This is a genomic window from Comamonas sp. GB3 AK4-5 (assembly GCF_041320665.1).
Lineage (GTDB): Bacteria > Pseudomonadota > Gammaproteobacteria > Burkholderiales > Burkholderiaceae_C > Comamonas.
Map to the genome: position 1 here is coordinate 3,031,071 of NZ_CP166730.1, position 13,296 is coordinate 3,044,366.

General features: G+C 62.9%; 15 protein-coding genes. 5 read left to right on the forward strand and 10 right to left on the reverse strand.

The window, feature by feature from the left end:
* Positions 1-20 precede the first annotated feature (20 nt).
* The 8 genes from ACA027_RS13635 to ACA027_RS13670 form a co-directional block, all read right to left on the reverse strand.
* Complete coding sequence (locus tag ACA027_RS13635; RefSeq protein WP_370678765.1) at positions 21-1,034, reverse strand: acetamidase/formamidase family protein; 1,014 nt, start codon at positions 1,032-1,034, stop codon at positions 21-23.
* Positions 1,031-1,744 (reverse strand): ABC transporter ATP-binding protein, encoded by a 714-nt coding sequence (locus tag ACA027_RS13640; RefSeq protein WP_370678766.1) that lies wholly within the window; start codon positions 1,742-1,744, stop codon positions 1,031-1,033. The genes ACA027_RS13635 and ACA027_RS13640 overlap by 4 nt, the downstream gene beginning before the upstream one ends.
* Positions 1,737-2,465 carry an ABC transporter ATP-binding protein gene (locus ACA027_RS13645; RefSeq protein ID WP_370678767.1) on the reverse strand — a complete coding sequence of 243 codons (729 nt, stop codon included), beginning with the start codon at positions 2,463-2,465 and terminating at the stop codon, positions 1,737-1,739. The genes ACA027_RS13640 and ACA027_RS13645 overlap by 8 nt, the downstream gene beginning before the upstream one ends.
* Positions 2,462-3,391, reverse strand: coding sequence for a branched-chain amino acid ABC transporter permease (locus ACA027_RS13650; RefSeq protein ID WP_370678768.1), 930 nt, complete (start codon positions 3,389-3,391; stop codon positions 2,462-2,464). The genes ACA027_RS13645 and ACA027_RS13650 overlap by 4 nt, the downstream gene beginning before the upstream one ends.
* Complete coding sequence (locus ACA027_RS13655) at positions 3,388-4,263, reverse strand: branched-chain amino acid ABC transporter permease (protein ID WP_370678769.1); 876 nt, start codon at positions 4,261-4,263, stop codon at positions 3,388-3,390. Before ACA027_RS13655 ends, ACA027_RS13650 begins: the two co-directional genes overlap by 4 nt.
* A gap of 33 nt (positions 4,264-4,296) precedes the next feature.
* Complete coding sequence (locus ACA027_RS13660) at positions 4,297-5,511, reverse strand: amino acid ABC transporter substrate-binding protein (RefSeq protein WP_370678770.1); 1,215 nt, start codon at positions 5,509-5,511, stop codon at positions 4,297-4,299.
* A 42-nt stretch (positions 5,512-5,553) separates the two neighbouring features.
* Positions 5,554-6,090 (reverse strand): 2,4'-dihydroxyacetophenone dioxygenase family protein, encoded by a 537-nt coding sequence (locus tag ACA027_RS13665; RefSeq protein WP_370678771.1) that lies wholly within the window; start codon positions 6,088-6,090, stop codon positions 5,554-5,556.
* 115 nt (positions 6,091-6,205) lie between these two features.
* Positions 6,206-7,183 (reverse strand): AraC family transcriptional regulator, encoded by a 978-nt coding sequence (locus ACA027_RS13670; RefSeq protein ID WP_370678772.1) that lies wholly within the window; start codon positions 7,181-7,183, stop codon positions 6,206-6,208.
* 165 nt (positions 7,184-7,348) lie between these two features.
* Here ACA027_RS13670 and ACA027_RS13675 point away from each other — a divergent pair, with 165 nt between their 5' ends.
* From ACA027_RS13675 to ACA027_RS13695, 5 genes are all read left to right on the forward strand, one after another.
* A complete protein-coding gene (locus ACA027_RS13675; RefSeq protein ID WP_370678773.1) occupies positions 7,349-7,522 on the forward strand; it encodes a hypothetical protein in 174 nt (57 codons plus the stop codon).
* Positions 7,523-7,600: 78 nt separating this feature from the next.
* The gene (locus ACA027_RS13680; protein ID WP_370678774.1) at positions 7,601-7,738 is read left to right on the forward strand and encodes a hypothetical protein; all 138 of its coding nucleotides are present in this window, start codon (positions 7,601-7,603) and stop codon (positions 7,736-7,738) included.
* A gap of 450 nt (positions 7,739-8,188) precedes the next feature.
* Positions 8,189-8,482 (forward strand): GFA family protein, encoded by a 294-nt coding sequence (locus tag ACA027_RS13685; protein ID WP_370678775.1) that lies wholly within the window; start codon positions 8,189-8,191, stop codon positions 8,480-8,482.
* A 930-nt stretch (positions 8,483-9,412) separates the two neighbouring features.
* Entirely contained in the window at positions 9,413-9,838 is a 426-nt protein-coding gene (locus tag ACA027_RS13690) for an MAPEG family protein (RefSeq protein WP_370678776.1), read from the forward strand.
* A 99-nt stretch (positions 9,839-9,937) separates the two neighbouring features.
* Entirely contained in the window at positions 9,938-10,495 is a 558-nt protein-coding gene (locus ACA027_RS13695; protein ID WP_370678777.1) for a DUF2199 domain-containing protein, read from the forward strand.
* Positions 10,496-10,597: 102 nt separating this feature from the next.
* Here the strand turns inward: ACA027_RS13695 and ACA027_RS13700 are convergent, their stop codons facing one another.
* Both ACA027_RS13700 and ACA027_RS13705 read right to left on the reverse strand, forming a co-directional pair.
* Positions 10,598-11,596 (reverse strand): alginate lyase family protein, encoded by a 999-nt coding sequence (locus ACA027_RS13700; protein ID WP_370678778.1) that lies wholly within the window; start codon positions 11,594-11,596, stop codon positions 10,598-10,600.
* Between the two features lie 175 nt (positions 11,597-11,771).
* Positions 11,772-13,154 (reverse strand): PLP-dependent aminotransferase family protein, encoded by a 1,383-nt coding sequence (locus tag ACA027_RS13705; protein WP_370682586.1) that lies wholly within the window; start codon positions 13,152-13,154, stop codon positions 11,772-11,774.
* Positions 13,155-13,296 lie beyond the last annotated feature (142 nt).

Genomic DNA, 13,296 nt, shown 5'->3' on the forward strand with positions numbered 1-13,296 from the left:
GCAAAGCGCCTCAGGGGGGGTCATATGCTCACTGGCGGCGGCCCCCAATAACGCCCTGCCCCGCCCTCCGGCCCGGGCAGCAGATGCTTGGGAATGCGCCCGTGCACGCCCTTGACGCCATCCACCAGCTGGGTGATTTCAAAATCCACAACCAGGCTGCTCAGGGCATAGGCCTCGGCCACACCCAGCCTCGCAGCCCATTGCAAAATACCCACGCTGCGCGCCACTGCCTGGGTGGCGGCGAGGTTCAGGTCCGCATCCAGGCCCAGCACCAGATAGTCGTCCTCGGTCTCGGCCAGCGGGCCGATCAGCAGCCGGCGCTGGTGCAGCACAAACCTCAGCTCGCAATGCATGGCGCATTCCAGCGCCGTGAGATTGGCCTCGCCATGGGCTTGCAGGCCATGGCCGTCGCCGGTGTAGAACAGCCCACCCGCCACCTGCACGGGCAGATAAAGCCTGGCGCCGGGCCGCAAATCCTTCAGGTCCAGATTGCCGCCAAACAGGCCCGGCGGAATGGATGACACCGGCGCGGTGGGCGACACACCCATGATGCCCATGAAGGGGGCCAGCGGCAGATCCAGCCCCGGCTTGAAGCAAGCGCTTTGCCCATCCGCATGGATGGGCATAAGCCTGCGCCAGGGCGCGGTCAGCAGCTGCGGCAGGCTGCCCGCGCCCGGCCGGCTGAAGTTGATCCCGTACAAAGGGGCCCGGGGCGCCACGGACAACACCTCCACGGCCAGCACATCGCCGGGCATGGCGCCCTCCACCCAGATCGGGCCGGTCAGCACATGGGGGCCAGGCCCCTTCTCCACCGTCCGCAAGATGGCCAGCAGCTCCAGCACCGCCCCCTCCGGCGCTATGCCCTGGGAGAGCAGCCAGGGCGCGACATCCTGCTCGGGCAGGCCGGCGGCATTGACCGTGTCTATGCCCACCCGGTCACCGCTGGCAATGTGCAGCACCGGCCGGGCATGGGGCGTCAACCAGCCCCGCACCACGGTCTCGGGGCTGCAAGCCAGGTGATGCAGCACGCTCATACGCCCACCCCCAGATAGGCCGCCTGGACGGCGGGGTCCCGCGCCAGCTCGCGGGCCGCACCGCAGCCCAGCACCCGGCCGTTCCCCAGCAAATAGGCGCGCTCGGCAATGGCCAGGCTTTTCTTGGCGTTCTGCTCGACCATGAGCACGCCCATGCCCTGGCTGGCGATATGCCGGATCGCCTTGAACAGCTCGCCACTCAACAAGGGCGACAGCCCCAGCGAGGGCTCGTCCAGCAGCAGCAAACGAGGGCAGGACATAAGGGCACGGCCTATGGCCACCATTTGCTGCTCGCCCCCGCTCATGGTGGCTACAGCCTGGCCCAGGCGTTGGCCCAGCCGGGGAAAAAGGGCCAACACCCGCTCCAGGCTTTGGGCCTGGCTGGACCTGGCACGCCGGGCATAGGCGCCCAACGCCAGGTTCTCCCGCACGCTGAGCGCACCAAATATGCCCCGCCCCTCGGGCACCAGGGCGATGCCGGCCTCCACCACCTCATGGGGCTGCAGCTGCAGCAAGTCGATGCTTTCAAGGCGCAGGCTGCTGCCGGGCTCGGGCTCCACCAGGCGGGCAATGGCCTGCAGCAGCGTGGACTTGCCCGCGCCATTGGCACCCAGCATGGCCACCAGCTCGCCCGCCCCCACCTGCAGGTCCACGCCATCCAGTGCGCGGTGGTGACCGTAGCGCACGCTGACGGCATGCAGCTCAAGCATCTTCGTCTCCCAGATAGGCCGCCACCACCTCGGGCAAGGCCAGCACCTCTGCAGGCCGGCCTTCGGCAATCCTGGCGCCCGCATTCATGACCACCACGCGGCTGCACAGCCCGCGTATGGCATGCATGACATGCTCGACCATGAGCATGCTCAGGCCCTCGTCACGCAGCGAGGCCAGCAGCCCCATGCCCTCTTGCAGCTCCGTGGGGTTGAGTCCGGCCAGCCATTCGTCCAGCAGCAGCAGGCTGGGACTCAGGCTCAGCGCCCGGGCCAGCTCCAGCTTTTTCTGGTTGATATAGGTGAGCTCGGCGGCGGCCGCATCGGCCCAGCCCGCAAGGCCTACGCGCTCCAACAGTTGTAGCGCACGCGGCACTGCCTCGCGGCCCCAGACCGGGCGGGCACCAAAGGCCAGGCCGGCTTTCACGTTCTCCAGACAGTTCATGGAGCCCAGAACCCGCACCAATTGAAAGGTGCGCGCCATACCCAGGCGTGCAATGGCATGGGCAGGCAGGCGGCGAATGTCATGCCCGTCAAACCACAGCCTGCCCGTGCGAACAGGCAAGGCACCCGAGAGCAGGTTCATGACCGTGGTTTTGCCCGAGCCATTGGGCCCGATCAGCCCCAGGATCTCGCCGCGGCACAGCTCGAAGCTCAGCCCGTCGACCGCCACCAGCCCGCCAAAACGGCAGCCCAGGCCTTGAACCTGCAGCAGAGGACTCATGCCGGCCCTCCTCTTGCCACTCTATCGAACCAACCCAGCACGCCCTTGGGCAGCAGGTACACGATGAGCAAAAAGCTCAGGCCCAGCAAGATGCTGTAGTGGTTGGGAAAGCTGGTCCACAAATACTCGAACAACAGCACCAGGGGAAACACGCCCAGCAGCGGCCCGTGCAACCGACTCGCCCCACCCAGCAAGGCCATGATCAGGGTCTGGAACGACACCATGGGGTTGAAAGCGATGTTGGGATCTATATAGGTCCAGCGCGGCGCCATCACCGCGCCCGCAAGCCCCATGAAGACCGCGCTGAATGCGAACACCAGCAGCTTGGCACGCGTGGTGTTGACGCCGCAGTGGCGGGCCACAAGCTCGTCGTCCCCCATCATGCGCATGGCCAGGCCCAGCCTGGAGCGCACCAGCCACCAGCCCAGCACAAACAAAAGCAGGGTCAGGGCGCACAGCTGCCAGAGGATCTGGGCCTGGCTGATATCGAGAAACACATAGCGTCCCACCGACCCCGACACATTCGCCTCATACCAGATCACGAACTGGCGTATGAACTCGGCCAGGCCAAAACTGAAGATCACAAAATACACGCCATGCAGGCGCAAGGTGGCCAGCCCCACGAAGGCCGCCACCAGGGCGCAGGCCAGGGCCGCACAGGCCAGCACCCAGGGCCAGGCCATATCGCCGCCAAGCACGGCCACCACATAGGAGCCCAGGCCGAAAAAAGCCGCCGTGGCCAGGGACACATGACCACCGCTGCCCGAGAACAAGGCCCAGGCCGTGGCCAGCACCACGTACATCAGCAAGTTGATGGCCATGGACACCGCATAGCCGCTGTCCACCCAGGGCAGCAATGGCAAAACGGCCAACGCCCCCAGCACCAGCAAGCCGAGCACCACACCCCAGGCCTGGCCCCGCCTCATGCCGCTGCCCCTTTGAACAAGCCCGTGGGCCGTAGCATCAGCAAGCCCAGAAACAGCGCAAAGGTCGCCACCAAGGTCAGCCCCGGTGCAATAAAGGTGGCCACTAGGCTCTCGGTCAGCCCCAGCACCAGGCCCGCCACCAGGCAGCCGGCCAGGCTACCCACGCCGCCCATGATGACCACGATCAAGGCCTTCATGGTGAAGACCACGCCCATGCTGACATTGAAGGTCAGAAACATGCTCACCAGCACGCCGCTGGCGGCCACCATGGTCCCGCCCAGGGCAAAGGCCATGGCCGCTGCGGCGCGCACGTCGATGGCCACGAGCTGGGCCGCTTGCGGGGAGACGGACACGGCGCGCAAGGCCGTTCCGTAGCGGCTGCGATGCAAAAAAGCGTAGAGCAGGCTGCCCAGCAGCAAGGCGAAGCCCAGGGCCAGCAGACGGTTCAAGGCCAGGGGCGTTCCCAGCACCACGACCACCTGGCCCAGATAGGCATAGTTGACGTAATTGCCGCCGAACAGCGCCAGCACCAGGCCCTCGATCACGAACAGCAGACCGAAGCTGAGCAAAATGCTGTCCACCTCCAGCGCGCTGCGGCTCTTGGCCCGGCGCACCAGCGGCATGAGCAGGATGCGGTAGAGCAGCCAGTTGCAGGCAAAGGCCAGAGGCGGCAGCAGCAGCAGGCTCAGCAAGGGACTGAGCCCATGGCGGGCAAACAGCCAGAACGCAGCAAACGCGGAGGCGATCAGAAACTGACCATAGGCCAGATTCATGATGCGCGCCACGCCGTACTGCAGGCCCAGCCCCATGGCGATCAGGGCATACATGCCCCCCAGGGTCAGGCCATTGAGCAGCGCATCGAGCAAGGGCATGGGCAATCCTTCCAATGTTCTGGGCGGGTGCCGTCAAGGCTTCCAGGGCGGCTTGGGCGTGTGTATGGGTTTGACGCCTATGGCCTGGTCGGGCGCCACGGGCTGGAAGACCCCGTCCTGCCACTGGCCTACGAGCGAGGCCTCGGACCAGATGCGATTCTTGAGCCTGAACTTGCCGATCACGGTGTCGAAAACGCCGGTGCGGATATCGAGCGACACGGTTTTGCGGTCCACCGATCGGGTGTGGGCAATCGCCTGCGCCAGCACCTGCAACGTGGCATAGGTCACGGCGCTGCCGTTGTAGTCGGCCTCCTGCTTGAACATCTGGCGATGGCGCTCCCGGTAGGCCCGCGTGACGGGCAGCTCGGCGCTGACACCGCCCAGGCCCAGCACGCCCTGGGCATTCGCGCCCAGTCTTTCCTTGAACACCGGGAACGCCGTGCCTATGGCCGTGTAGAAGACCTTGGGATTGAAGCCCACTGCGCGTGCCTGGTCGTTCAGGGCCAGTGTGTCGGGCGGGTAGCTGAAGGCCAGAAAGACATCGGGCTGGCGGCGTTTGACCTCGCTGAGAGTGGACTGGAACTCCTGGGTTCCCATGGGATAGCTGCTCTCATAGACCAGCTGGAAGCCGGCCTTGACCAGGGCCTCGCGGCCGGCCTTGACCATTTCTATGCCGAACTGGTCGGCCACATTGACCACGGCCACCTTGCCCTGGATCTGGCCCTCGGTGCGCATCTTGCTCAGCAGATCGACCACCCCTTTGGCATAGTCGCTGGAAGTCAACGTGAAAAAGAAGATGTTCTGCCAGCGATCGCGCAGCTCGGGCATGCGGTCCGAGATCATGGTCGTGGCCAGATGCGGATAGCCATAGCGGTCCAGAATGGGCCCCACGGCCAGGTTCATGGCCGTGCCCCAGGGCGGCAGCACAAAGTCCACCTTGTCGTGGCTGATCAATCGCTCCACGGCGCGCACGGCCTCTTCGGAGCTGCTGCGGTCGTCGTACTCGAAGAACTTGACGGGAATCTTCTTGCCCCCGACTTCAAGGCCACCCGCTTTTTCCAGGTCGGCCTTCCACATCTCGTAGTTGGGAATCACCGTCGTGCTGGCGCCACCGGCATAGCTCCCGGTTCTGGAAATCGCCCAGCCTATGCGGATCTCCTGGGGCAGATCCTGGGCCCGGCCAGGGCTGGCACAGCCGAGGACAGCGACCACGGCCAGCAGCCAGGTCTTAAAGTTTTTGTGTTTCATCTTGCCTCCTGATGGGCTGAAAAAGCCCTGGGATGCCCGGTCCTAACGAAACAGGGTCTGCAGCCGGGCTGCCCCCAGGCCCACGGAGTCGTAATGCGTGCGGCACATGGCGATGTAGTCATGGACATCGAAATAGCCGTCGGCATTGCCATGCTTGTCCAGCCAGATCAAGGGCCCTTTGACGATGAACAGCACGCGCATGGCCTCGGCATGTTCATGGGCGACCAGGGTGTGGCCCTCCCCCGGTGACTCGTAGACAAAATCGCCACGGGTTGCGACCCAGTCATGCTCCAGATAGCTCCACTGGCCGGAGATGGTGTAGGCAAACACTTCATGCGGGTGGTAGTGGCGATTCACCAACCCGGCACTGGTGGCCTGCAAGATGTCGCACCACATATTGCGCTCGGGAGAGATCCACAGCGGGCGCGAAGTCACGGTCTCGGTGAAAGGGACGTACATGCGCATGTCGTCCGTGGCCGCGTTGGGAATGTAGGCCTCCCGCTGGGTGTCCGGTTTGAACACATGCGCGATGGCGGGAATGCTTCTCCAGAACTCCTGACCCGGTGCCTTGGCGACCATGGCAACTCCTGTAATGAGCAGCTATGGCATGGAATTCTAGAAGTGCGCCCTCTTCGTTTTTTGTGCCGGACGGACCCGGTGTTGCTCCAAAAGAGACCAGGCCGCGCAAATCACATCAGGGCCTTCCCGCAAGAAGGCTTTGCCTGTAGTCGCTGGGGCTCATCTGGAAATAGCGCCTGAACACACGAGAGAAATGCGACTGGCTGGCAAAGCCCAGCCGGCATGACAAATCCCCCAGCGACAGGGCTCGTCCCAGATGGCGCTGCATTTCCTGCTCGGCGCGCAGCGCACGCTGGCGCCAGATCCAGTCGGCCGTGCTCGAGTCGTTGTGCGCAAAAATGCGGTTCAGATGCCTGACCGAAATACCCAGTGCCAGAGCGACTTCGGCCGCATCGAGCTCGACCTGGTCCAGGTGGTCCTGGATATAGACCTCGGCCTGCTGCAAGCGCCAGCGCCAGGCCTCGTTGCCTTCGGCCTCCAGCGGGCGCTGGCACGCCAGCAGATGCAAGGCCGCGCGGCAGCGCAGGCATACCGCGTCCACCGATTCCAGCGCGGGATTTTGCAAAAACCCCAGCACGGCCGATTTGAGCTCCACGGCCATCTGGGACCATCCAGAGCCAAAGCGGTCCACCTTGATGGCCTTGTCAGGCCTTTGGCTGTAGCCCTGGCCCAGCAGGCTGGCGGCATCGCATTCGACCACCACTTGGTGCATGGCCGTGGCAAAGCCATAGAGATAGCAGCGGTCTGTGGAGTAGACGACCACATCGCCTGCCTCCAGGGCCAGGCAGTCCTCGCCCTGCAGAAAAAAAGCGCGCCCCTGCAGCAGCAGACAGGCGAAGATAGAGTCCTTGGGGTGGGTTTTGAGCATGTCCCTGGGACGCTCGATCACATGCTGGTTGCCATGAATCTCGGTCAGTTGCACCGGCCCCAGGTCGTAGTGCCGCTTGCGCACCAAAAGCCCCTCCTCGGCATGGGTCGTGCACCTGAGGCCTACGAGACCAGATGCGTTTTGCGCCTCCCAATAGGCAATGCGGTCTTGCACTGCAAGTGCATGCGTGCATGCCTGACCATGGGGAAAAAGCAGTTGCACCATATCAAGCCACACCTTTGACGAAGTCAAATAAGGGGAAGGCAATGGGAGAGGCAGGAGCCGCAAGCATCTTAGAAAATGCGCAATCCCCCAGGCTGGAAGTGGCTAAGCCCTGCACGCAGGCAAAGCAGGCAGCGCCCCCAGCCGCAGAACCAAGGAGTCAGAGCCATGGATACATGGATGCACGAGCACATCGAACAGCTTACGGCCACCCATGGCAGCGTCCCGCCGCCCTGGGCGGTCTTCAATGTCCACCCCTACAGCATTGGCTGGCGCATGGGCGCAGGCGAATCGCACCTCATGCTGTGGTCCGCGTGGTGGCCGCAGCAGGCACTGACGTAAGACCAGAAGATCGCCTACTTTCGCCAATGGCCGCCACCACCTTGCTGGCTGCCATTTCTGCTTGAAGCCATCTGGGGTGTGAACAGCCTGGACGAAGAGGACGCTACCCTGGACCGCTACTTTGAGCGCAGCAGCGCCCTGGGCTTTGGCGGCCGTAAGGAGTACGAGGCCGACCTCGACGACCCCAAGTGGCTGGAAGATGAGGAAGAAATTTGAGCCACCAAGCGCAGAGCCCATTAGAGTGTGTTCACGATCTCTACGCAGACGCGTTGGAGCGCAATCGGGATGAGTTCGAGTCGATGGAGCGCGGCTTGCACCGGGGTGCAAGCAAGCCACAGCGCGAAGAAATCGCCCGATTTCGCTCCAACCCTCGGGCCAGTGCCTTTGCGGGCGGTCTACTGTGTTGCGAATCCTCGCAATAGCGTGGCTATTGCTGCGGTATCGCGCCTTGTATCCCATCCCGCAAAGACACTGGCGCGCCGCGAGGAGATCGTGAACACGCTCTTAGGATTTGCGAACTTGGACGCGGTTCAAAAACACCCTATACAAAAGGAGATGGGCATGAAGGGAAGCTGTCTGTGCGGAGCGATTGAAGTCACCACCCCGGATCAAAAAGAGGTCGGACTGTGCCACTGCAGCATGTGTCGGCGCTGGACCGGGGGACCCATGCACGCGGTGCACTGCGGCAGCGATGTGCAATTCAAGGGAGAGGCGCCCACGGCCTATCGCTCCTCGGATTGGGCCGAGCGCGGGTTTTGCGCCCGCTGCGGCACCCATTTGTTCTACCGACTGCTGCCAGCCAATGACTATGTGCTGCCGGCCGGGCTGTTTCAGGAGCAGGCGTTTTCGCTGGCCACCGAAATCTTTGTCGATGAAAAGCCAGCCTACTACGCACTGAGCGACAGCACCCACAAGATGACGGGGCAGCAGGTGTTTGAGCAGTACGCACCAGGCACATAAGGCTGGCGCCAGAGCATGCAAGCCCAATCGCCTGATTAGATACTTGTCTCAGGCACTGTTGTGAAGTGATGTTCCGAAGCCGGGAGTTCGCCCCGGCGGGCGAGCTCCTTTCTTGCTCGTGCAAGAAAGGAGCCAAAGAACACGCCCCTGCTATCCCCGTCCCCAGCGCTGTCGCGCCGGGGCAACCTGCGTCACCCATCACACAGGGCCTGCCGCAGAACTCTCTGCGCGCTTACAGCGCTCCGCTCGAACAGCCGCGGCAAGTCAGTTGACGAAGCATGGCTGTCCTACGGCAGCCATGCGGCCCTGTGTGCTGTGCGCCGCAGGCGTGTATAGAAGGGGAACAACCGCAGTGCCAGCAGTGTGACGAAGCACCGGGCATTGAGGGTTTAGAGATAGGGTTCGCCAGCAGCGCCGTCCACGCAGGGCCGGTATTCGGTTCCCGCCTTCCCCCTTTTGCCTATGGCTCGGCGCGCAGAGCCCGGGGCAGGCAGCTGTGCCGCAGGACACAGCTGCTTCGTGGTCAAGCTTGCCGCAGCATGTTTGAGCGGCGCGGCTCTGCCGCAAAGCGAGTTCTGCGCCGCCGCCCTGGGATCGAGCACCGAGCTTGCCCGCAGCGAAGCGCAGGGACATGGGCGGTAGGGGCGGTTTCTTTTGCTTCCGTTTTAACAAAATGAAGTCGCCTGCCGGGGCGAGTCCCGGCCTCAGAATGTCACGTACGAACAGCAGCACAATTCGTCGTGAAGCTTCATCTGAGGTATGTGGCTAATTAGGCCCAATCACGCCAAAATGCCCACACACAGAGCGTGATTAGCTCCTTTTTTAGTAGCACCCACAGAGCAGCGAAGCGTGCATAGCCGCAACCCCCAACACAGCCCTTGGACAGGCTGTGGCACTATCAGCCTGTCCACCACGACCTGAGCAATTGCCATGCATTCTTCCAACGCTATTCTCTGGCCTGTTTTTGCGCTGGCTTTCTGGACCCTGTGCATGCTGCTGCTTGTGGCCCTGCGCCGCGCGCGCTCCGGCATCCACCCTCGTGAATACGCGCTGGGCGATTCGCCCAAGGCCGAGCAGGCCGTGACGCTGGCCAACCGCAACTACATGAATTTGCTGGAGTTGCCGGTGCTGTTCTACGTGGCCTGTCTGATGGCCTATGTCTCAGGCACTGCCAGCGGCGTGCTGCTGGCGCTGGCCTGGGCCTATGTGCTGCTGCGTGTGCTGCACAGCCTGGTACATGTCAGCTACAACAAGGTGGTGCACCGGTTTGTGGTGTTTGTTGCCAGCAATCTGGTGCTGACGCTGCTGTGGATCTGGCTGGGACTGCATGTGTTGGCCAGCCGCAGCGCTGGCTGACAGCCTGCCCGCGCGCCAGGCAAGCCTGGCCAGTTTCTGCCGATGGATGTCTGCCTCGGCGCCCTCGCCCTGCCCACTTCCACGTCCATTTTTCAAACCATGGCTGCCATCTTTGCATTCACCTGCTCCTGCTGTGAGCAGGTACACGAGGGCTCGCCCAGCTTCGGCTTTGCTGCGCCCACGCCCTATACCCGGCTGACGGAGGACGAGCAATCCCGGATCGCGGAGCTGAGCGAGGACCTGTGCGTGATCCGCCACCCCGAAGGCACGCAGTACTTTGTGCGCGCCATTCTGGAAGTGCCGATTCACGGCGTGGAGGAGCCTTTTCTGTGGGGCGTGTGGGTGTCGGCCAGCGCCAGCAGCTTCCAGCGCTATGTGGACAGCTATGAGCACCCGCCAGAGGACAAAGGATTCTTTGGCTGGCTCAGCAACCACATCGGTCTCTACCCCACGGACCAATCCCGCCCGGCCGATGTGTGGATACAAACCGATGGCACCCGCCCGCAGGTGGTGTTGCACCGCAGCCGGGATGGCACAGACAGCGATGCCCTGGTGATCGACCAACACCAAGGTATCAGCATCGCCCGCGCGCAGGAGCTGGCAGAGCAGGCCATGCACGGTCAGCCATCGCAACGCAAGACAGCTGACGGCAGCTGACAAACCGGAAAAGCGAAAACAGGCAAGAACCGGCGCACACCATGCTTTCGCGACAAGGGTGCCACGCCTAGTGAATGCACGCAGCCCAACCCGCCTGCACTGCTACTTGGCCAGCGAACGCACAATGCCCTTTGTGGCCATCAGCGTCAGGTCGCCGCCCAGCGTGGGATCATGAAAAGGGGCATAGGCATGCATGCCCTCAAATATTGCGGGCTCTGGCGTGCGCAGGCGGTAAAACTCCACCCAGCCACTGGAGCGGCCTGGCTTACCCACCTCCTGCGGCACACCGGCCTGCTCGGCAAACCAGGAAGCATCGCTCCAGCCTTCGGCCACACGACGCGCCAATCGGTCGATGGCATGATGGTTGTCGCCATACCAGTCTTCACCTCGCAGCCGCGCCAGCTCCGCCATCAACACCAGCGGCGCCAACGCATAATCGTGGTAGTGCAGCGCACGCCGGCCACGCGTCATCTCAAAGGGCAAGCGCCCATCGGGCTGTATGGCCTGCACGCCGCTGCGAAATGCCTCATGCCCTGCACGCCACAGTGCGTCGTTGCCGGTGACCAGACCCGTGGCCAGCACGCCCAGACCACCCCAGTAATAGTGGTTGTTGCGGCGATGTTTGGCATCATCCCAGTACGCCAGATTGGCCACCGCCAGCTGCTGCAGCCAGGGCTCAATCACCGCCCGCTGCGCCGCATCGGCCTGGTCATGCACCTTCAAGTAAGCCAGGGCCACGGCATCCAGCATCCACTGGCGCATGTAGTAGGGCTGATCGTTGTTCACCCGGATCATGCGGCCTTGCATGGCCCCGTCGCGGGCCCAGGCTGCCAGCCATTGCAGCGTGCATGCGGCTGGCAGGCGTTCACCGCTGCGCAGATAGTCATCGCTCCAGCGTGCCACCTTGGCCGCAAAGCCATTCAGTCCTGCGACAGCCTGCTGACTCTCCCGTTTGAGCTCCGGGTCAATGACGGAGTAAGCCTTGTCGATGTAGTAGCCGATAGCGCGGATATCAGGCTGGCCCGGCGGCGCTGCCTCACAGGATTGCGCATGGACCGACACGGCCCCCACGCCACCCAGCAAGCCCGTAGCCAGCGCCAACAGCAGCCGACGAGAAAGGACTGAGCCACTCCGACACCGATCAAACAGCCATTGCATTCAAGGCTCCACGCAGCACACATCGCCACGACCAAGGCATACGATAGCCATCTCTTTCAGTGTTTTTCCGTAAGAGATGCAGCTTCTTGCAGCCTCATTTGCATAGAGGCCTGAGCAGCTAAACCACAGCAGCGCTGAACGGCTCGGGCCGGCGTGCAAGCAGATGAGACAGCCTTTGAAGACCTGCCTGCAAGCGTCCACGGTCCTTGATGCTGCCCAAAGAGATCCGAATGGCATTCACGGATCCGCTGCCCGTGGCGAATGCCTCCGCCGGTGTGACTGCAATGCCCTCGCTGTCGGCTGCACGCGCAAGCTGTGAGGAGCTCCAATAGCCCGGCAGCTCCAGCCATACATGCAGGCCGTCTCCAGCGCCGCTGTAGCGCCCCGCCAGAACATCCCTGGCCATCCGGTGGCGCAGGCGCGCCTCCTTGCGTACGCCTTCCATCAATCCGTCAGCCGAACCGTCAAGAATCCACTGCGTAGCCAATGCAGCCGTCAGAGGAGCGACCATCAACGCAAATGATCTGAGCGCGACCAGAAAGCGTTCGCGCTCGTGCGGGTCACGCAGGAGCACGAAGGCGACACGCAAGCCGGGCGTCAGGCATTTCGACAGGGTGGAGATGTAGTACACATGTTCCGGGGCAAACGCGGCAATAGGTGGCGGTGGGGCATCGGCAAGAAGCCAGTAGGGATCGTCCTCGACGATGCGTATATTGCAGCGCTTCGCGATGGTGGCGAGCTCCTTGCGCCGGTGTTCCGGCATGGTGATGGCAGTCGGGTTCTGTAATGTCGGATTGAGGTAGACCAGCCCAGGCTTGTGCTGGCGGCAGGCTTGCTCCAGCATCTCAGGCAGCATCCCGTGCTGGTCCGCTTCCACCGCAAGGATGCGCCGACCGAATTGGGTCGCTGCGGTACGCAGGCCGGGATAAGTTGTTGGCTCGGTCAGGATCACATCGCCAGGCTCCGTCAGCGCAAGAATCAATGCGGCAATCGCCGCCTGCGCCCCCGGACAGACAAGCAGTTGCACTGAATCCAGATATCCAAACATCGGCGCAAGCCATTGGGCCCCAGCCTTGCGGTCAGAGTCGCTTCCCCCGCCCAAGTGGTAGGTCATCAGCAACTCGGTATCTGCCCTCATCAATACTTGAGACAAGCCTTGTTTCAGCATGTCGTCGAAGTCCACGCCATCCGGTGGAGGGGGTCTATTCATGCTCAAATCGAGAACTGAGGTCAGTTCGACTTTCGGTGCCGCGACATAAGTGCCTCGAGCGCCACGCCCCTCCAACAAGTGGCGGCGTCTGGCTTCGTCGTATGCGCGCGTGATCGTCGTCAGGTCGACGTCCAGCCGTGCTGCCAAACGGCGCTGCGGAGGTAGGCGGTCACCCGCTTTCAACGATCCGTCTGCCACCGCTGCCTGCAAGGCATCCGCAATCTGCAAAAAACGTGGTCCACCCTGCACGGCCAATCGCGGCAACCAGATTGGCGAATTTTCATCTTGCATGGTTTTCAAGGGCGATTTTTTACCTCAATGTATGGAAATTGCTTTTAAGTAGTATGTCCCAGAACGTGCAGCAACATCGCCCTTGTATGGCTGTCGCTGACGTTTTCGCATCCCTCATCTGGGAGGTGGTGCGCACAATAGA